The organism is Ruegeria arenilitoris (genome assembly GCF_013035425.1).
In the GTDB taxonomy this organism is placed as follows: domain Bacteria; phylum Pseudomonadota; class Alphaproteobacteria; order Rhodobacterales; family Rhodobacteraceae; genus Ruegeria; species Ruegeria arenilitoris_A.
On sequence record NZ_WQHX01000003.1, the window covers coordinates 595,709 to 614,885 of the forward strand.

At 52.6% G+C, this 19,177-nt stretch carries 21 protein-coding genes; 17 read left to right on the forward strand and 4 right to left on the reverse strand.

All coding sequences use genetic code 11. The features are described 5' to 3' along the window. Nucleotides 1-118 precede the first annotated feature (118 nt). The 15 genes from GOV45_RS11970 to GOV45_RS12040 all read left to right on the forward strand — a co-directional run bounded on the left by GOV45_RS11970 (nt 119) and on the right by GOV45_RS12040 (nt 15,328). Complete coding sequence (locus GOV45_RS11970; protein ID WP_170477788.1) at nt 119-1,300, forward strand: ammonium transporter; 1,182 nt, start codon at nt 119-121, stop codon at nt 1,298-1,300. A 142-nt stretch (nt 1,301-1,442) separates the two neighbouring features. Next, nucleotides 1,443-2,123: an orotate phosphoribosyltransferase gene (locus GOV45_RS11975; RefSeq protein ID WP_170477791.1), complete on the forward strand. Its 681-nt coding sequence runs from the start codon at nt 1,443-1,445 to the stop codon at nt 2,121-2,123. A 224-nt stretch (nt 2,124-2,347) separates the two neighbouring features. Beyond that, nucleotides 2,348-3,838 (forward strand): replicative DNA helicase, encoded by a 1,491-nt coding sequence (locus tag GOV45_RS11980; RefSeq protein WP_170477793.1) that lies wholly within the window; start codon nt 2,348-2,350, stop codon nt 3,836-3,838. Nucleotides 3,839-3,968: 130 nt separating this feature from the next. Next, a complete protein-coding gene (locus GOV45_RS11985) occupies nt 3,969-5,024 on the forward strand; it encodes a Hint domain-containing protein (RefSeq protein ID WP_170477796.1) in 1,056 nt (351 codons plus the stop codon). Nucleotides 5,025-5,251: 227 nt separating this feature from the next. After that, nucleotides 5,252-6,286 (forward strand): alanine racemase, encoded by a 1,035-nt coding sequence (alr, locus tag GOV45_RS11990; protein WP_170477798.1) that lies wholly within the window; start codon nt 5,252-5,254, stop codon nt 6,284-6,286. Beyond that, nucleotides 6,283-7,065: an MlaE family ABC transporter permease gene (locus tag GOV45_RS11995; protein ID WP_170477801.1), complete on the forward strand. Its 783-nt coding sequence runs from the start codon at nt 6,283-6,285 to the stop codon at nt 7,063-7,065. Before alr ends, GOV45_RS11995 begins: the two co-directional genes overlap by 4 nt. After that, on the forward strand, nt 7,062-7,808 hold the full coding sequence (locus GOV45_RS12000; protein WP_170477802.1) for an ABC transporter ATP-binding protein: 747 nt from the start codon (nt 7,062-7,064) through the stop codon (nt 7,806-7,808). The genes GOV45_RS11995 and GOV45_RS12000 overlap by 4 nt, the downstream gene beginning before the upstream one ends. Nucleotides 7,809-7,822: 14 nt before the next feature. Continuing rightward, nucleotides 7,823-8,476 (forward strand): hypothetical protein, encoded by a 654-nt coding sequence (locus GOV45_RS12005; RefSeq protein ID WP_170477805.1) that lies wholly within the window; start codon nt 7,823-7,825, stop codon nt 8,474-8,476. Then, nucleotides 8,470-8,919: a paraquat-inducible protein A gene (locus GOV45_RS12010; protein WP_170478142.1), complete on the forward strand. Its 450-nt coding sequence runs from the start codon at nt 8,470-8,472 to the stop codon at nt 8,917-8,919. The genes GOV45_RS12005 and GOV45_RS12010 overlap by 7 nt, the downstream gene beginning before the upstream one ends. A 251-nt stretch (nt 8,920-9,170) precedes the next feature. Further along, nucleotides 9,171-9,851 (forward strand): DNA repair protein, encoded by a 681-nt coding sequence (locus GOV45_RS12015; RefSeq protein ID WP_254444625.1) that lies wholly within the window; start codon nt 9,171-9,173, stop codon nt 9,849-9,851. A 108-nt stretch (nt 9,852-9,959) separates the two neighbouring features. Further along, a complete protein-coding gene (gene radA / locus GOV45_RS12020; RefSeq protein WP_170477810.1) occupies nt 9,960-11,324 on the forward strand; it encodes a DNA repair protein RadA in 1,365 nt (454 codons plus the stop codon). Between the two features lie 40 nt (nt 11,325-11,364). Next, nucleotides 11,365-11,988 carry a CvpA family protein gene (locus GOV45_RS12025; protein ID WP_170477813.1) on the forward strand — a complete coding sequence of 208 codons (624 nt, stop codon included), beginning with the start codon at nt 11,365-11,367 and terminating at the stop codon, nt 11,986-11,988. A gap of 613 nt (nt 11,989-12,601) precedes the next feature. After that, on the forward strand, nt 12,602-14,125 hold the full coding sequence (gene purF, locus GOV45_RS12030) for an amidophosphoribosyltransferase (protein WP_170477816.1): 1,524 nt from the start codon (nt 12,602-12,604) through the stop codon (nt 14,123-14,125). Between the two features lie 216 nt (nt 14,126-14,341). After that, entirely contained in the window at nt 14,342-14,641 is a 300-nt protein-coding gene (locus tag GOV45_RS12035) for a hypothetical protein (protein ID WP_254447987.1), read from the forward strand. Between the two features lie 42 nt (nt 14,642-14,683). Then, entirely contained in the window at nt 14,684-15,328 is a 645-nt protein-coding gene (locus GOV45_RS12040) for an SDR family NAD(P)-dependent oxidoreductase (protein ID WP_170477818.1), read from the forward strand. A gap of 58 nt (nt 15,329-15,386) precedes the next feature. Here the strand turns inward: GOV45_RS12040 and GOV45_RS12045 are convergent, their stop codons facing one another. The 4 genes from GOV45_RS12045 to GOV45_RS12060 form a co-directional block, all read right to left on the reverse strand. After that, nucleotides 15,387-16,229, reverse strand: a complete 843-nt coding sequence (locus GOV45_RS12045) for an ATP-binding protein (protein ID WP_170477820.1) — start codon at nt 16,227-16,229, stop codon at nt 15,387-15,389. 117 nt (nt 16,230-16,346) lie between these two features. Continuing rightward, nucleotides 16,347-17,228: a twin-arginine translocase subunit TatC gene (tatC, locus tag GOV45_RS12050; protein ID WP_170477823.1), complete on the reverse strand. Its 882-nt coding sequence runs from the start codon at nt 17,226-17,228 to the stop codon at nt 16,347-16,349. Next, a complete protein-coding gene (tatB, locus tag GOV45_RS12055) occupies nt 17,225-17,683 on the reverse strand; it encodes a Sec-independent protein translocase protein TatB (RefSeq protein WP_170477826.1) in 459 nt (152 codons plus the stop codon). The genes tatC and tatB overlap by 4 nt, the downstream gene beginning before the upstream one ends. 6 nt (nt 17,684-17,689) lie before the next feature. Then, nucleotides 17,690-17,905 carry a twin-arginine translocase TatA/TatE family subunit gene (locus GOV45_RS12060; protein ID WP_170477829.1) on the reverse strand — a complete coding sequence of 72 codons (216 nt, stop codon included), beginning with the start codon at nt 17,903-17,905 and terminating at the stop codon, nt 17,690-17,692. Between the two features lie 220 nt (nt 17,906-18,125). On the opposite strand from GOV45_RS12060, the gene GOV45_RS12065 reads away from it, so the two are divergent. Together GOV45_RS12065 and GOV45_RS12070 are read left to right on the forward strand one after the other, a co-directional pair. Next, the gene (locus GOV45_RS12065; RefSeq protein ID WP_170477832.1) at nt 18,126-18,431 is read left to right on the forward strand and encodes a hypothetical protein; all 306 of its coding nucleotides are present in this window, start codon (nt 18,126-18,128) and stop codon (nt 18,429-18,431) included. 21 nt (nt 18,432-18,452) lie between these two features. Further along, nucleotides 18,453-19,124 carry a helix-turn-helix transcriptional regulator gene (locus tag GOV45_RS12070; protein ID WP_170477835.1) on the forward strand — a complete coding sequence of 224 codons (672 nt, stop codon included), beginning with the start codon at nt 18,453-18,455 and terminating at the stop codon, nt 19,122-19,124. Nucleotides 19,125-19,177: the final 53 nt, after the last annotated feature.

Here is a 19,177-nt window from a genome sequence, read left to right on the forward strand (position 1 = left end):
GTTGCCTCTTTTTTCCCCGGCTTCACTCCGCTTCAAAGCCGCTCAATCACTCACTTGCCGTTTTTAGGTGCGGATTTTCTGCGCGACGGCGCTGATTACGAGGAAAGGAGAGCGGCCCATGAACGGAGCCGATACCGCCTGGATCATAGTTGCAACCGCCTTGGTCCTATTCATGACTTTACCCGGGCTTGCCCTTTTCTACGGCGGTCTCGTCCGCGCCCGAAACGTGCTGAGTGTATTCATGCATTGTTTCTCGATTGCTTGCTTGATGAGTATCCTTTGGTTGGCAGCAGGATACTCAATTGCCTTTGGGCCGGGGGAATCAGGATTTTGGGGCGGTTTTGGAAAAGCCTTCCTAAACGGTGTTGATGCTGACAGCCTTTCGGGCACCCTTCCCGAGGTTCTGTTTTTTGCGTTCCAGATGACCTTTGCCATCATAACCCCTGCGTTGATCGTCGGCGCCTACGTCGAACGTGTCGGATTTGGGTTCGTCCTGACCTTTTCAGCCCTTTGGATGTTGTTGTGTTACGCGCCAGTTGTTCATTGGATCTGGGGTGGCGGAATGCTGACTGATGGCGGCATTTTGGGCGAAATTGGTGTGCGTGACTTCGCTGGCGGCATCGTAGTTCATGAAACTGCAGGTTTGGCTGCGTTAATCATCGCAGTAGTCTTGGGCCCGCGCCGAAACCGCACGACCCCCCCGCACAACCCCGGCTTTGTTATGGTGGGGGCCGCAATGCTTTGGGTAGGCTGGTTTGGTTTTAACGGCGGCTCGCAATTAGCGGCAGATGGTGGCGCGGCAATGGCCATGACAGTAACTCATTTGTCGGCTGCCACAGCTTCGCTGACTTGGGCGCTTTGGGAAAAAATCCGATTTGGCAAGGCGTCAATGGTCGGCCTCGTTACTGGAACGATTGCTGGACTTGCTTCGATCACTCCGGCGTCAGGGTATGTAGGTCCGGTTCAGGCCCTGATCATCGGCGGTGTCGCTGGCATTCTGTGTCAGGAGGCGGTCTATGTGGTCCGCAACTTGCTGAAAATCGACGACACTCTGGACGTATTCGCGGTGCATGGCGTCGGTGGCATCTTTGGAACATTAATGATCGCACTTTTCGGCCTTGGGGCATGGACCGCACAATTGGGTGGATTGGTCATAGTGGGTGTTTATACCGCGATTGCGACTTTTGTGCTGGTCAAACTGGTTGCGCTGATCACCCCGCTTCGCGTAGACGCGGAAACCGAAACAAACGGGCTGGACCTCTCTGTACACGGAGAGCGCGCCTATGACATGAGCAGCTAAGCCCACCTTGGCTGCTTGTCCGCCCGCTAGGGCAAAGCGGACCTCTTGCAGGTCCGCTTTTCTTTTAGGCCTAACCCCTCTCGACACTGGACCCACTGGCAGGCTATCTGCCCGCAACGTCATTTTATCTCGAGGTTTCTCAATGATCCCCAGTTCATTCCCCGATAGCACCGAAATCGCGCGTCTGACTGCTCGGATGCTGCTTGAGATCAAAGCGGTTCACTTCAATGCACGCGAGCCGTTCACTCTTGCTTCTGGCCTGCCCAGCCCGACCTACATCGATTGCCGAAAATTGATATCGTATCCGCGCATACGCTCGACCCTTATGGATTTCTTGACGGTCACTGTCATGCGTGATGCGGGCTTTGAGGCGTTTGACAATATTGCCGGGGGCGAAACTGCTGGCATCCCGTTTGCCGCCATGGTTGCCGAGCGCTTGGCCTTACCAATGACCTATGTCCGCAAAAAGCCAAAAGGCTATGGACGCAATGCCCGGATCGAAGGCGCGATGAATGAAGGTGAGCGCGTTCTGCTGGTCGAAGACCTGACCACTGACGGGGGTTCGAAGTTGTCATTTGTGGATGCGATCCGTGAAACCGGCGCAACCTGCGGCCACACTGCCGTCATCTTTTATTATGGCATATTCCCGGAAACCGAGAAAACGCTGGGTGATCACGGCATACAGCTACATAGCCTTTGCACTTGGTGGGACGTTCTGGCCGAAGCCAAAGAGCAGAAAGCCTTTGACGAAGAAACACTTGGCGGCGTCGAGGCCTTTCTTAACGACCCTCGCGCGTGGCAAGAGGCGCAAAAATCCACTTAAGCCAGTTGTGAATTGTTTGGGGATAATGCGGTTAGAATCGATACCGAACGAACAATATGTAGTGACATATGGCTCACATGCTACATAATGGTGGACAGCTAATCTGGAACCGTTGGTATTACAAAAGTTATCCCAAGGCTTTATCCGTAGTTAGCCACAGGTATTTCCAGATAGCCGACGCGCCATGTTAGCGTGTAAAGAACACCGTGGGCAGCGGGGACAAAATGAACGAGATCAGCAGTATCGAACAAGCGGCAGCGCAAATTCAAAACCCGGAAACTATGCCGCATTCCATAGAAGCCGAGCAACAGCTTCTGGGAGCAATCCTTACGAATAACGACCTGTATGACCGGGTCGCCTCGGTTATCGGCGCTGAGCATTTTTTTGACCCGGTTCATTCTCGTATTTACGAAGTTGCAGCCACTCGCATCGCCAAGAATGCTTTGGCGTCACCTGTAACTCTGAAGTCATTTATGGCTGAGGATGAAGGCCTAAATGAGCTGGGTGGCCCCGCCTATCTTGTAAAGCTGGCCGGCGCCTCTATCAGCGCATTTGCGGTACATGACTATGCCCAAATGATCTACGACCTGGCGATCCGCCGAGAGTTAATCCGGTTGGGCCGCGATATCTCGGACAAGGCGGCCCGGGTCGATGTATCGAGCGAGCCAAAAGAACAAATCGTTGAGGCAGAGCAGCAGCTTTATCAGTTATCCGAGCAGGGCCAGACCGAACAGGGATTTCAATCCTTCCTCAAGGCGGTCACAGAAGCCGTCAACGTCACAAACGAAGCTTATCAGCGCGGTGGCGGCATGGCGGGGATATCCACCGGTCTGGCCGATTTGGACAAGCAGTTGGGCGGTTTGCATCCCTCTGACCTGATAATTTTGGCAGGTCGGCCGTCAATGGGCAAGACATCGTTAGCTACAAACGTCGCGTTCAATGTGGCCAAAGCCTATAAGCGTGGCACGAAACCAGACGGCAGCGAAGGCGCGATCGACGGCGGCGTTGTCGGATTTTTCTCGTTGGAGATGAGCGCCGAGCAACTTGCAGGCCGGGTTCTGGCGGAAGCGTCTGAAATTTCCAGTCACAAAATTCGTCAGGGCGACATGACCGAAGCAGAATTTCGCCGCTTCGTAGATGCCGCGAAAGAACTCGAGGCTTGCCCGCTTTTTATTGACGACACGCCTGCACTGCCAATTGCACAACTTGCGGCTCGAGCTCGAAGGCTGAAGCGAACGCATGGGCTGGACTTACTTGTAATCGACTATTTGCAACTTTGTCGGGGAATGTCCGACAATCGCGTCAACGAGATCGCCGAGATTTCTATGGGTATGAAGGCGATTGCAAAAGAACTCAACATTCCTGTAATCGCGCTTTCCCAGCTTAGCCGCCAGGTTGAGAACCGTGACGACAAGCGCCCTCAACTCAGCGACCTTCGGGAATCGGGCTCGATCGAGCAAGATGCCGACGTGGTGATGTTTGTGTTCCGGGAGGAATATTACAAAGAGCGCGAAAAGCCAGGCGACCACGAACTGGAGAAAATGGAAGAGTGGAAACAGGCCATGGAGCGCTTGCATGGTAAGGCCGAAGTCATCGTCGGCAAGCAGCGCCACGGCCCCATCGGAACGGTTGAACTATCATTTGAGGCTCAATTCACGCGGTTCGGTAACCTGGTCAAACCGTGGCAACAAGGCGGAGAGATCGAGGGATACTAGTTTCGTTACTTCCGGGCTTATTGCGCGAAGCAACGCGCACAATTCGCTTTATATTTGGTTAACTTTCGTCGTGTTAGGCTTGCCGATGAATTGCGGTGTAGACCGCGGAAACCGTTGAGGCGGAACGGACTTGCCAGCCATCATTTCGGAAATCAGGTACAGAAACGGTCCGGGATTCAATCCCAATGAGGACTTCGTCGAGATACGCGTTCCAACTGGAACCGACGTGTCTGATTTATCGGTAGGTATTTACAACCAAAATGGGTCCTTGCGCAGTTCAACCGATGTCAGCGACGGCACGATGACCACTGTCGGAAGCTTTGACTACTATGTCGTCAACGCTCGCATAAATCGGTTTGGAGCGATGTCTTTATCCGATGACGAGTCGTTAATCAGTTTTGTTTCCTTGGACGCTGAGGTTACCGCCACCGAGGGTCCTGCGGACGGTCAGACCTCGACGCAGGTTGGAACAAATGGAAACGACTCGACCTCGTCCCTCAGTTCTTTTGACGGTACAAATTTTTTTGTTGATCCCAATCCAAATCCCCGCGCGCCATGCTTTACAAAAGGCACTTCTATTCTAACCGATAATGGTGAGGTACCGGTTGAAAGACTGACGCCAGGCGACCGTGTAGTAGCAACGGATGGCACGTTGCACACACTTCGGCTGAACCTTTCACGTTCATTGCGACATTCTGAATTGATCAGGACGCCCAAACTGCGTCCTGTATGCATAGTCGCAGGCGCGCTGGGTAAGGGGCTGCCCCATCGCGATCTACGTGTGTCGCGCCAGCACCGAATGCTGACCGACTCGCCCATCGCGCAACGCATGTTCGGAACACGGAAAGTTTTGGTTTCAGCGATCCGTTTGACGACCTTGCCGGGTATCTACTTAGACGTTACCGCCACCGAGGTAATCTATTACCATCTGGTTTTCGACCAACACGTTACACTTTTTGCTGAAGGTGCCCCCACTGAAAGCCTGTTTTTCGGGCCTCTAGTGATGGCAGCGGTGTCGGAAGAAGCTCGGCACGAACTTGTGCTGTTGTTTCCCGATATAGCCAAACGCTCGGTCATGGTCGCGGCCAGTTACATTCCAGACGGAAGCCGCCAGAAAAAGCTGGTGGAGCGGCACGCGTTCAACAACAAGCCATTGTTGTCGCAACCTACGGCAATACACGTTTAAATTGTGATATATCGATATTGAAGAATCGTGAACGATTATGGTGGCTTTCCACCTTTGATCATTAAGCTTGCACAATCGGCAAATCAGCTGGTTTTTGGCATGGTCCTAGCAAGCGCCTTATTTCATTTAAACATCGGGTCTTAACGTTCAAATTCCACCCGAAAATCGTCAGTATTTTCGCCGCCTTTCCTCTTGACCTACGCAACTCCGATGTCATGAACGAGGCCATGAGTACTGCACATCTTACGATCAACCTTCACGCATTGGCGAGCAACTGGCGTGCTCTCGACGCCAAGACTGGTGTTGAGACCGCAGCCGTGGTCAAAGCTGATGCCTATGGATTGGGTGCAGAACCGGTGGCTTGGGCTTTGGCTGAGGAAGGTGTTAGAAAGTTTTTCGTGGCCGCCGCAGAAGAAGGTGCAATTGTAAGAGAAGCGGTAGGACCTGATGCTATGGTCGCCGTGTTCTCTGGCCACATGGAACGTGACACTGATCTGTTGCGCAACCACCGCCTCACACCGTTGATCAACTCGCCCGAGCAATTCAAACGGCATACCGGGGCACTGCCTGGTCATCCTTTCGGTATTCAGTTGGATAGCGGCATGAACCGCTTGGGGCTTGAGCCGGCCGATTGGGCCGAACTGCGATACGAGGCGTTAGCGATGAACCCCGAGGTCGTGATGTCACATCTGGCATGCTCAGACGAGCCGGATCACCCAATGAACAAACAGCAACTGCTGACCTTCAAACAGATGACAGATGGAGTGAAGGCACCTCGGTCACTGGCGGCAACTGGTGGAATCTTGTTGGGGCCAGAGTTCCATTTTGACTTTTGCCGCCCGGGAATTGGGTTATACGGGGGGATGCCCTTTGCCGCAGCCAAACCTGTTGTAACAGTCGACTTGCCAGTGATTCAGACCCGCCGGGTGGATGTTGGTGAGACGGTGGGTTACGGCAACACATGGACTGCGCGCCGCCCATCCCGAATAGCGACAGTCGCCGCAGGATATGCTGATGGGCTGCATCGTGCCATTGGCGGCGGAATTGACGCCTTTGCTGGTGATCAGCCCTGCCCGGTGGTAGGACGTATTTCAATGGACCTTATCACCGTGGATGTTACTGATTTGCCCTACAATCCTGATCGCCTTCGAATTCTAAATGGACATCAGACCGTTGATGACCTGGCCGAAGCTGCCGGAACCATTGGCTATGAAATCCTGACCTCTATGGGCAGCCGCTATTCCAGAGGCTATGTGGAATGAATCTTCTCTCCCTGCCGGGCGGTTTGGGACGAGCGATTCTGACTATGATGGCCGCTTTCGGGCGCGTTACCATATTTGCTCTGGCATCGATCTCGCATATTTTCCGACCCCCTTTTTACCCTCGTGAATTCGCAATCGCGCTTTTGAATATTGGTTGGCTGTCCCTGCCGGTCGTAGGGCTCACCGCTATATTCACAGGCGGGGCGCTGGCCCTGCAAATCTACGCTGGTGGGGCGCGCTTCAATGCTGAAGCGGTGGTTCCTCAGATCGTCGCAATTGGAATGGTACGGGAACTGGGTCCTGTATTGGTCGGGTTGATGATCGCGGCACGGGTGACGTCTTCGATCGCTGCTGAAATTGCAACCATGAAAGTAACCGAGCAGATCGACGCGCTGATCACCCTATCAACCCACCCAATGAAATATCTGACCGCGCCGCGTATTCTTGCCGCCCTGATCACTGTGCCTGCGTTGGTCGCGGTTGGTGATGTAATTGGAATAGCTGGGGGCTATACGGTAGCCACGCAGAATCTGGGTTTCAACCCGGCGACCTACCTGAAAAACACGGTGGAGTTTCTAGAAACACGCGACATTGTCTCGTCTTTGGTCAAAGGCGCGGCGTTTGGTCTTATCGCTGCAATCATGGGCTGTTACTACGGCATGACTTCCGGTCGAGGTGCGCAAGGTGTAGGCCGGGCCACCAAAGGTTCGGTCGAATCCGCAGCCGTGCTGATACTTGCAGCCAATTTTGTTCTCACAGGAGTGTTCTTCTCGCTATGATCCGGATGGAGAACGTACACAAAGCCTTTGGTAACAATCATGTTTTACAAGGCATGGACCTAGATATCCCCAAAGGAACATCGATGGTTATTATTGGCGGATCAGGCACAGGTAAATCTGTGGCATTGAAATGCATCCTTGGCCTTATCCAACCCGACAGCGGAATGATCTATGTTGATGGTAAGGATGCTAAAAAAGGCGACAGGGACGCGTTTCTGGCCCGTTTTGGCATGTTGTTTCAGGGGGCTGCCCTGTTTGACTCGCTTCCTGTCTGGCAAAACGTCGCCTTCCGGCTAATGCGTGGTCCACTTAAACGCCCGGCCGACTACGCCCGTGAGATCGCCATCGATAAATTGCGCCGCGTAGGTTTGAAATCTGACGTAGCAGACCGGTTCCCATCAGAATTGTCCGGCGGGATGCAGAAACGTGTTGGTCTTGCCCGCGCAATCGCTGCCGAACCCGAGATCATCTTTTTTGATGAGCCCACGACCGGTTTGGATCCTATAATGGCCGGGGTAATCAACGACTTGATCCGCGAAATTGTCACGGAGATGGGCGCTACGGCGATGACAATTACCCATGACATGAGCTCGGTTCGCGCAATCGCCGACAACGTGGCAATGCTGCACGGTGGAGTTATTCAATGGACAGGACCCGTCGGGAAGATGGATGCCTCGGGCGACCCCTATGTCGAGCAATTCATTAGCGGCAGTGCTGAGGGGCCGATTGAGGCGGTTCGCTAGATTAAGGGAAGTAGATGGATCCGTTTGAAGACTTGGAAGATGTTATTCTTGAGATCAAGAGGATTAACGGCGGACATTTGGGCGGCACAAAAGACTATGCCCATGCTTCGCAGATTGCGGGAAAATTGTTTGAGCAATATGGAAAAGCCATTGAGCTCGCAAAACAAATGGGGCAACCAATTCAAATTCTAGACCCGTCTAAAGCCGAAAGCGTTGAACAAGCATGTGACAGGGTCCTTTTTCAAATCCAACAGTTAGAATTGACCTTTAAGATTTTTAAGGGGTCCAGAAGCGTTTCAGTCGATTATGAGAACCATCTTGTTCGCTTAACCAAAGAGCAAGTCGAAGAAATTGAAGGGCACATAAATGAGGCTCGACAGAAAATTCGATCCTCAAGTGCATTCGAAGAGAAGCATAAGCGAAGGCTTCTAAACCGGCTTGAGAAACTCCAATCCGAGATCAACAAGAAGATTAGTGATTTGGATGTCATGTTGGCAGGTGTAACTGAAGTGACCGCCGTGGCAGGTCAAAGCGCCAAGAACCTGAATCCCGTAGTGGATTTGTTTAAGAGAATTTTCCTGGTAGCCGAAGGAGAGCCTGACGAACCGCTTGGACTTCCAGCACCCCCGAAACAAATCGAAGACAAAACTGGAGAAGCGGAATCCTAAAGATCGCCACCCTCTCTCTCCTGATCCTTTATCCCATCGCATGGTTCGCCCCACTGATGCGCGCAGGGCTTTTGCCGATATTTGGCCTCAGCGAAATCAGCGTCATAACTGGCCTTCAGTCCTTGTGGAAATCGGACATATTCCTAGCGTTGGTCGTAACTGTCTTTGCCCTTTTCGCTCCTTATATCAAAACGATAGGCACTGCACTTATCCAATGGGATTTATTAGATGCACGTGTTCAGCCAGCTCTCAATATCCTAGGAAAACTGGCTATGGCAGATATTTTTCTCATTGCGCTTTATATCACGCTGGCCAAGGGCATTTCTTACGCCACAATCGAAACAGCTTGGGGGTTGTATCTGTTTACCGGGTGTATTCTGGCATCAATCGCGCTCGGTTACGTTACGGAAATGACATCCAATTCACGAAATGTGCAGACCTAATTGATTGAAAACACTGAACTGAGTATTCTTCCACCACTTCGAGCAGCAGTGTTTTTAGTAACTAAAGGGTCCTTGGCGGATCAACTGCGCGTTTGAAGTCGCCTCCGCTTTGACCTGTTTTGTAACGGTTTTAAAAGGGAGATGCGGCAATGTCGGCCCTCCACGCAATTACTTTAAGTTGTCAGCATATCTTTATTAGATTCACATTTTTCCTAATTTGCGCGGCGGCGTTCTTCGCAATTTCCGTCACCATGCTGTCTGCACTTGGTGTGTTGCCATGGCTGTCAATGCACGCAGGTTTTGGGGTCGGTTCAGCCATCGACGCTGGTGTTTATATTCAGATTGGACTGACCTGCTTGGTTCTGATGCTGGCCTTCTATCTTCCGGCAAATGCTCGGATGATGGCTTTAGAGAACAACCATCGCAAGTTTGCAATGAACATGTATGATATTGCAGGTGCATATCAGATGGCTCACGCTGCTGACCGCAGCGGTGCATTTTCTCTGCGATCAGAGTTCGACGCAGTAAAAGAGCGCATGGCTTTCCTGCGAAATCATCCTGATCTTCAATCGCTTGAGCCTGAAATTCTGGAATTGGCGGCCCAGATGAGCCAAGTCAGTCAGGAGTTGGCCGAAACATACGGCGATGCCAAGGTGTCTCGTGCCCGTACGTTCCTGCAGCAGCGGCAAGAAGAGATAGAGCAATTTCAACGGCGGATCGAGGACGCCCAGACCATACAACATGAATTGCGACAGTGGACCCACGACGTTGAGATCGAGGAATCAATTGCTAAGTCGCAACTGAAACGCCTGAGAGACGAATTGTTTGAGTTGCTTCCGGAGCTTTCTGCTCAGTTACAGTCGTCGCCCGATAGCCAAGACTCAGGTGCATCCAGTGTTATTGCAATGTCCCCGCCTCGGGCAGCGGAATAGATGCATCCGCTTCGGCCCCAATGGTGCAATGAAAAAGCGATTCACTGGTTGTTTATGAAAGCCTGCTAGGGCTTGAAGAACTGACCGTCCTCGGGCACCAAGGGCCGCATGGCAAAAACGACTTCTTTCTCCTGCTCGGCCTGCGGCGCTACGTCTACCCGCTGGTCCGGGCGCTGCGACGCCTGCGGCGAATGGAACACAATTACTCAAGACACCCCACTTTCAGCTGGCCCTACAAAAAAATCACTCGGTGGTAAACGCGGTCAGTCTATTGCACTCACGGATTTGTCGACTGAGGAAACACCGCCTCCTCGCACTCTTTGCGGGGTGGACGAGTTAGATCGGGTTCTGGGCGGTGGTTTGGTACCGGCTTCGGCGCTGTTGGTCGGTGGCGATCCTGGGATCGGCAAATCCACGCTGTTGTTGCAGGCAGCCGCACGATTTGCCCGCGCCGGCATAAAAACGATCTATGTCTCAGGAGAAGAAGCCAGCGCCCAAGTCCGAATGCGTGCACGCAGGCTAGGCTTGGAAGACGCACCTGTCCAATTGGCAGCAGAGACCAACCTGCGCGACATCCTTACCACGCTTGAGAAAGAGAAGCCTGGTCTCGCCATCATAGACTCGATCCAAACCATGTGGGCCGACAATGTTGATAGCGCGCCGGGTTCGGTCAGTCAGGTGCGCGCTGCAGCGCATGAATTGACCACTTTTGCCAAACGCCATGGCGTTTCAGTCGTCATGGTGGGTCATGTCACGAAAGAAGGCCAAATTGCCGGTCCACGTGTAGTGGAACATATGGTCGACACGGTACTCTATTTCGAAGGCGAACGCGGCCACCAATTCCGCATTCTTCGCGCGGTAAAAAACCGCTTTGGTCCCGCTGACGAAATCGGTGTTTTTGAAATGACTGGCAAGGGCTTGGCACAGGTAACTAATCCATCAGCCCTGTTTCTATCCGAACGCGGCACACCAAGCCCCGGGTCGGCTGTGTTTGCGGGAATCGAAGGAACACGTCCTGTCCTGGTAGAGTTGCAGGCGCTCGTTGCGCCTTCGCCTCACTCGCAACCACGCCGCACAGTCGTCGGGTGGGACAGTGGGCGTCTTGCGATGATCCTCGCAGTGTTAGAGGCGCGCTGTGGTATCCCGTTTGCTGGCCTGGATGTATACCTAAACGTTGCTGGCGGGTTGAAAATTGGGGAACCTGCTGCGGATCTTGCGGTGGCAGCCGCATTATTGAGCGCCCGCGAGGATAAGGCCCTGCCATCAGATACTGTCGTTTTCGGAGAAATCTCGCTATCTGGGGCACTTAGACCAGCTCCTCAGACCGAAAACAGGTTGAAAGAAGCGCAAAAACTTGGTTTCACAGCAGCAATTGCTCCGGCTGGCGGGAAAGCTGGTACTGTGGCAGGTCTGACACTCACCCGACCGTCTGATTTGGTTGGGTTTGTTGGCGAAACCTTCGGAGCAGGTTAAAGTCGCGCCTTGAGGGGCAGAAAACGAACAGGCGAGGGCCATGGAAGGTTTTACAATTATTGACGGGGTCGTTGCCCTGATCGTCGTGGTGTCGGGCCTTTTGGCCTATTCTCGCGGCTTCCTGCGCGAGGTTCTTGCCATTGCTGGCTGGGTAGCCGCTGCTGTATTGGCGTTTATCTTTGCGCCGCAGGTCGTTCCCCTGGTTAAAGAGATTCCAGTTGTCGGCGATTTCCTTCGTGACAGTTGCGAACTGTCGGTCATAACAGGGTTTGCTGCTGTATTTGCGGTGGCGCTAATCGTAGTTAGCATATTTACACCCCTATTCTCGTCGCTGGTGCAGCGATCTGCCATTGGCGGTTTGGACCAAGCTCTAGGGTTCTTTTTTGGTATCGCCCGGGGCATTCTGTTGGTTGCAATCGCGTTTTTCGTCTACGACACGGTGATGACCGGTCAGTCATATACGATCGTCGATGAAAGCCGATCGGCCAAGGTTTTCGAACAATTCAGCGATCAGATAGAAGAGCAAAACCCCGAGGCGGCGTTGGGCTGGATTACCGCTCAGTACGAAGAGTTGGTGGCTAGCTGCACCTCTGATGGAGGACTAAAAAGCGACGCAGCTGAAACGCCCCAGGAAGGCGCGACTGAAAGCACGCCCAGCGAGTAAAGATAGTTCAAATAAAGCCAATAAAGCCCAGTTCTCGCTGGACTTTTTATATTTTCAGACGAACCCGTCGCCACCACAAACCGCGCATCGGATGCTCTTTAACCCGAAACAGCCGTTACATCGTGTCATTATGGGCTTGCCATAAATATCCCTGCTCTTGGCCACCTCGCCGGCGCCTTTACAAATCTCACAGGGTGCCCGGCCCATGCCTCGGCATCGATGACAGCGTCGCTTCACTGCTTCTTCTTTCTTTGCGCCTTGTTTGTGCTGCCACATTTTCGTGTCCCACCTAAATAAAAGGCTGTTACTGCTCGGCACTTGTAAGCACATGACAGCACAAGAAGTGAGTTTTGTCACCTCCACCGGTCAGCAGGCAAAAACTTGGCCAACAAGCTGTAGCGACGGATGATTGTGATCCTTTGATGACATTGGGTGCGATTGGCATTATGTCAAACCCGAAACCGCCACGGAATCGGAGCGATTGACCTTGTGCGTACACAATGTTGCGACTTGCGACTGCCCAACGGAACTTTGACAAATGCAGCACAGACCTATTGGCCCCGAAGGCCAAACCAAATCAACGTAAAGCCGTCATTTTAATTGGAGCCCGTATATGTGTGGGATATTGGGGATCGCAAGCCGGACGCATGATGTCTTTGCGGAAATCTATGACGGGCTGCTGATGTTGCAGCATCGTGGTCAGGATGCCTCTGGCATTGTGACTTACAACGGTGAGTTCTTCCGCGAGAAAAAAGCCAATGGACTGGTCAAGGATGTGTTTAACGCAACGGATGCCGAGACTCTGTTGGGCAAGGTTGGGATTGGCCATGTTCGTTATCCCACTGCGGGATCGCTTAGTGCAGCCGAAGCTCAGCCATTTTTTGTGAACGCGCCTTACGGCATCTACTTGGTCCACAATGGTAATATTACCAACACCGCAGAACAGCGCGAAAAAGTGACTGGCAAATATAGCCGCCATCTTCGGACAACTTCCGATTCAGAAATCCTGCTTAACGTTTTGGCTGACAAGGTGGCCGACGCAATCAAGGTAAACGGAAATTCCGACCCAATCCGCAACATCTTTGCGGGTGTCAAAATGACTATGGAGAGGATTCAGGGCGCCTATTCAGTCATATGTCTGATCGCCGGCGTTGGGATGTTGGCCTTTCGTGATCCTTATGGAATACGCCCTTTATCGGTTGCAAAACGCGAAGCAGAAGGCGACGGCGATGATTACGCTTTTGCATCTGAAGACGTGGCATTTGGAATTAATGGCTTTGAAAAACTTCGCGATCTCCGCGCAGGTGAGGCGATCCTGATCGACCTTGAAGGAAACATTCATGAGTTCCAGGCGGTCGAAGGCAGGCTGACGCCCTGTATTTTTGAATATGTCTATCTCGCCCGACCAGATTCATTGCTGGATGGGGTATCCGTTTACAAAACCCAGATGCGCATGGGGCAAACCCTTGCAAGGCAGATCGAAGCGGCTGGATTAGAGATCGACCGGATCATTCCAGTCCCCGATAGCGCAAGGCCGGTCGCCTTGGAAGTGGCCAAGGCAACCGGCATCTCATACCGAGAGGGTCTTGTTAAGAACCGTTATGTGGGGCGCACCTTCATCATGCCCGGTCAAGAAGAACGGCAGAAATCCGTTCGCCGCAAGCTGAACGCCATTCCTTTGGAGTTTAAAGATCAAAATGTACTGCTTATCGACGACTCGATCGTGCGAGGAAATACTATCAAGAAAATCGTCCAGATGTGTCGTGAAGCGGGTGCAAAAAAGGTTTACGTCGCCAGCGCTTCACCGCCGGTAAAGTACCCTAATGTTTATGGCATCGACATGCCGACCAAGCATGAGCTGATCGCAAATGGCAAAGAGATCGAGGATATTCGCCGGGAACTTGGGGCTGATGCTCTTTTCTATCAAAATCTCGATGATCTGATCTGGGCCGCCAAGGAGGGCAACCCAGAAATCGAGGCGTTTGATTGTTCTTGTTTTGACGGAAATTACGTCACTGGTAGCGTAAGCGACGATTATCTGGACAACCTGGAAAACAGTACACGCGTCAGCAAAAAGAAGAAGGATATGCAGGTCCTCGGTGGATCCTGGAATGCCGCCAACCTCGTCTCGGGCTAAAATGGTTATTTAACCCTGCGCATTTGCGAATCGATCGAACTGGTTATCCGGTGTCACCTAAACATGTGACATCGCGAAACCAAACAGTTGGTGACAATCCGCTTACGCCTTTCCGGTGAACTCGACGCAATTGCAACGTGTTCGGGACAGATCCTGAAGTGTCGGCATCTGTTCTCATACCGTCGGCTTTTGTTTCACCTTGCCCTTTGATACGGCATGCGCCGAAACCACTCACTCAAGGGTTCGGGCACCGCCCGATGGCAGTTCATGGCAAACAAAACCGTCAAAAGCGCGGCCACGCAACGGGGCGCGTTGAAAAAGAATTCAGTCTCAGTCTTGGGCGTCTTTGGGCCTGCAAGAAATATGCGTGCATTAGTGCGCCTGTCGTCGGGCCGTGTGAAAGAGGTCGAAACTGGCAGTCGCATCGCCTCTGGCACGGTAATGGCGATCGATGAGCACGGTGTAATGCTGCGACAAAGCGGCCAAACTAAGCGTATTGCTATCCCAGGAGGCTGATCCGGTCTTGACGCTTCTCGCGCGGGCGTTCAAACCCCGCCCATGACAGATCAGACCAAAATCGCCCTTATTACGGGTGCATCACGCGGACTGGGCGCAGCCTTGGCCGAGGCGTTGGCGCCCGAATACCACATTGTCGCGGTGGCCCGCACCACCGGCGGCCTGGAAGAACTGGATGACCGTATTCAAGCCAAGGGCGGCTCGGCTACGCTGGCACCAATGGACATCACCGACCCAGACGCGATGTCAACGCTTTGCCGCAGTATTCACGATCGTTGGGGCAAAGTTGATTTGTGGCTGCATACGGCAATACACACCTCGGCATTGACGCCAGCGCATTTCATCGACGCCAAGGAATGGTTCAAGGCTTTGAATACCAACGCCACCGCGACATCAGTGTTGATTCCTTTCGTAGCACCGCTGCTGGGTGAAAGCGGCCACGCAGTTTTCTTCGACGACCCCAAAGCAGGCGAGAAATTTTACGGCATCTACGGGGCCACAAAAGCCGCTCAGATGTCTCTTGCGCGTAGTTGGTCATTAGAAACTGAGCGCACCGGCCCCCGAGTTTCGATTGTCGAGCCGAGGCCGATGCCTACGGCAGTTCGTGCGCGGTTTCATCCGGGCGAAGATCGTGATGTGTTGAGTAGCACCGCAGAAGAAGCCAATCGGCTTTTGTCTTTGTTATGAAGACACTCAATTAGATCACAATAGCCTTGCTGGTCGTTCATAAAAGTGACGTTCCTGTTCAATCTAAGTGAACGCCGTGACGACCTGCGAGATCGACGAAGAATTGCCACGCGACGCGGCCTGATCGGGCACCGCGCGTCGCCTGCCACTCGATAGCTTCAGCACGAAGTGTTTCCGCATCAACGGCTACGCCATATGCAGCACAATATCGATCGATCATAGATAGGTATTCGTCTTGGTCACATGGATGAAAACCAAGCCACAAGCCGAATCGATCTGAGAGTGAGACTTTCTCCTCGACTGCCTCGGATGGGTTGATGGCGCTTGAGCGTTCATTCTCGATCATATCGCGCGGCATCAAATGGCGGCGGTTCGAAGTAGCATAAAAAACCACATTTTCGGGGCGCCCTTCGATGCCGCCATCCAGCACTGCCTTAAGTGACTTGTAGTGCTGGTCGTCATGGCTGAATGACAGATCATCGCAGAACAGAATGAAACGGAACTTTGCGTTACGCAGATGGTTCAGCAGGCGGGCGACCGAACTCATGTCTTCACGCTGCAACTCCACCAGTTTCAGGCTCGGATACTCAGGTTGCAAAGTGCCATGTACAGCCTTGACAAGGCTTGATTTTCCCATACCACGCGCGCCCCAAAGAAGCGCGTTGTTCGCCTTGAATCCTGCGGCAAACCTGCGCGTGTTGTCCAGCAGAGTGTCGCGTGAACGGTTGATGCCGACTAACAAATCAAGATCGACCCGGTTAACGTCTGCCACAGGTTCCAAGCGGTCCGGATCAACGTGCCAGACAAACGCTGGCGCAGTAGCGAAACTTGGGGCGGCCAAAGGTGCGGGTGCCATCCGTTCGAGCGCGTCGGCGATGCGATTCAAGGCTTTGTTGTCCATGGGTTTCTCCGGTCCAGTCTTGCTAAGTTCAAACCACGTTCCAGACGGGGCAACAAGACTTGCAAAAGAAAAAGGCGCGCCTCATTCGGCGCGCCAGCAAAAAAATCAATTCGCTGATTACTTGGTGTCTTCTTCGCTATGCATGAGGTCCGCATCAGCTTCGGCTTCTTCGTCATCGTAGTAGCCATCAGCGCGCAGTTGCTCTTCGCGCTTTTTCTCTACACGCGCGACCAAAAAGATTGAGACCTCATACAAACCGTAAACCACGGTAAATAGGATTATTTGTGTAATGACGTCGGGCGGCGTCACCACCGCGGCCAGAACAAGAATCCCAATCACGGCGTATTTGCGTACCTCACCCAAGCCCTGAGCACTTACTAAGCCGGCCTTGCCCATCAATGTCAGAAGAACCGGCAGCTGAAAGCAAAGGCCGAAAGCAACGATAAACTTGATAGTAAGGTTAAGGTATTCTTGTGCTGAACCCTGGAAAACCACGCTCAACGGTGCAGCATTCGTTCCGTCGGCAACAACTTCACCTTCGGCTCCGAACTGCTGGAAACCCAAGAAAAAGTCGTAAGCCAGCGGTGTCACGACATAGAAGGCAAAACTTGCACCCAGAAGGAACATGAATGGTGAGGCCAGCATAAATGGCAGAAATGCATTCTTTTCCGAGCGATACAGGCCGGGCGCCACGAACCGCCACATCTGCATCCCAATATATGGGAATGCAAGGATGAACCCGCCCAAAAGCGATACCTTGATAGCTACAAAAAAGCCTTCTTGTGGCGAGATGAAAATCAGCCCGCAATCCTGCCCACGTTCGGCCAAAACCTCGCAAAGCGGATTGGTAAGGAAGTTGAAAATCGGTGTCGCCACCGAGAAACATATCACCATACCAATCAGGAATGCGATCACGCAGTGAATCAATCTCGTCCGCAGCTCAGCCAGATGTTCAATCAATGGGGCCGAGGAGTCTTCGATCTCGTCAGTTTTGCTCATGACTTGCTTTCACTGTTAAGTGCGGCTTCAGCCTCTTCAGCTTTGGCCAGAGCTTCCGCAGCTTCCTTGGCCTTGCGTTCTGCAGCAGCTCGGGCGGTGGATGCCTGAATTTTCTTTGCTTGCTCAGCCCGTTCGGCAGCCAATTTTCCAGTTTCGCTGTCGGGATCGAACTTAGTCGGATCCAAGCTCTTTGCGACGTCTCTTGCAGCCTCATTGACGCTGCTTACAGCGGATCCAACGGGGTTAGTGGCAGCGTTGAGGCCCTTCTTGATGTCCTTTACCCCAGCCTCGTCCGCTGCTTCGTTCATCGCATTGCTGAACTCGCGCGCCATTCCGCGGGCTTTACCCATCCAACGGCCGACATTGCGGAACAAAACCGGCAGATCCTTAGGACCCACAACGATCAGCGCAACGATGCCGATGACCAGAAGCTCGGTCCAGCCCAGATCAAACATAAGCTCTTAGACCTTGTCTTTGTCTGTCTCTGGAGTGACATCCTTCGCCAATTCGGATGCGTCCTGCTCCAGCTCCTCCGCACCTTCTTTGACACCTTTCTTGAAAGAGGTGATGCCTTTACCGACTTCGCCCATAAGGGAACTGATCTTACCGCGGCCAAAAAGTACCAGCACGACAACGGCTATTAGTAAGATTCCGGGAAGACCTATATTGTTGAGCATTTTTCTTCTCCTGTCAGACGACGCAAGATGCGTCGGAAATTCTATTTCTGCATGTATTTACGCCGCTAAACACGCTCAAGAAAGAGAACAGGAGCGAATCCTCACTCAAATTTCACCTGATTCCACATTTTGAACGGACTCGATTTTTCCAACTGACAGGTTTATGTCAGTTGGGTGTGGCTAGAAACAGGGCATCGAAACCTGGTCCAAGGAGAATAAAATGACCCATGTTGCAGAAATCGTCACCTTTTCACTTGCGAATGGCACTTCACAGGAAGAATTTGTCAAACTCAGTCAGGCATCCGAAGCATTTGTGCGAGCCGCACCTGGATTTGTGCATCGACAGTTGAGCATGGGTTCAGATGGTCGATGGACCGACTATGTCGTCTGGACGGATGCGAATTCTGCAAAAGATGCCGCCGAGCAATTTATGCATCAGGACTGTGCTGCCGCGATGATGGCAGCGATTGACCCGGAAAATATGGAAATGCGACACGAGCACGTTTTATGGAAAATGAACGCATAACGTCGATCGGAAAGGCGCCTGATGCGTCGAACTGACCGTCTTTTTGATATTATCCAGATAATGCGCAACGGGAAACTCCACCGCGCGCAAGATATCGCGGACCGGCTAGAGGTGTCGGTTCGCACCATTTATCGAGATATGGACACCCTAGTAGCTTCTGGTGTTCCAATAGAAGGCGAGCGCGGTTTGGGATACATGGTGCGCGAGCAAATTACCCTACCACCATTAAACCTGACACCTGCCGAGCTTGAAGCGCTCAACCTCGGCATGGCAATCGTGGCTGAGGCGGCCGACCCGGACCTAAAAGCTGCGGCAGAGTCGTTGGCGGAAAAGGTTGATGCGGTTTTGCCGACGCAGGTTGTGGCCGAAGCTGATGCGTGGAAGTTTGCGGTCTATCCCTTTGCGGACGCAGCACGCGGGTTAGCACATATGGCACCGATCCGTTCTGCAATAAAAACCCGACAAAAACTACGCTTATCTTACCGCCGCATAGACGGAGCTTTGACTGACAGGACCATTAGACCGTTACACATGGAATACTGGGGCCGCGTGTGGACTTTGACCGCATGGTGCGAGTTGAGGACTAATTTCCGAGTGTTTCGTATAGACTTAATAGAAACGATAACACCTTTGCAGGAAGTATTCGCCGACGAACCCGGAAAACGTCTGAACGATTATGATCCAAATGTTTGAGCTTTAATATCAGCGATCAACACCTTAACACTTAATGGTAAATCAGATCATTC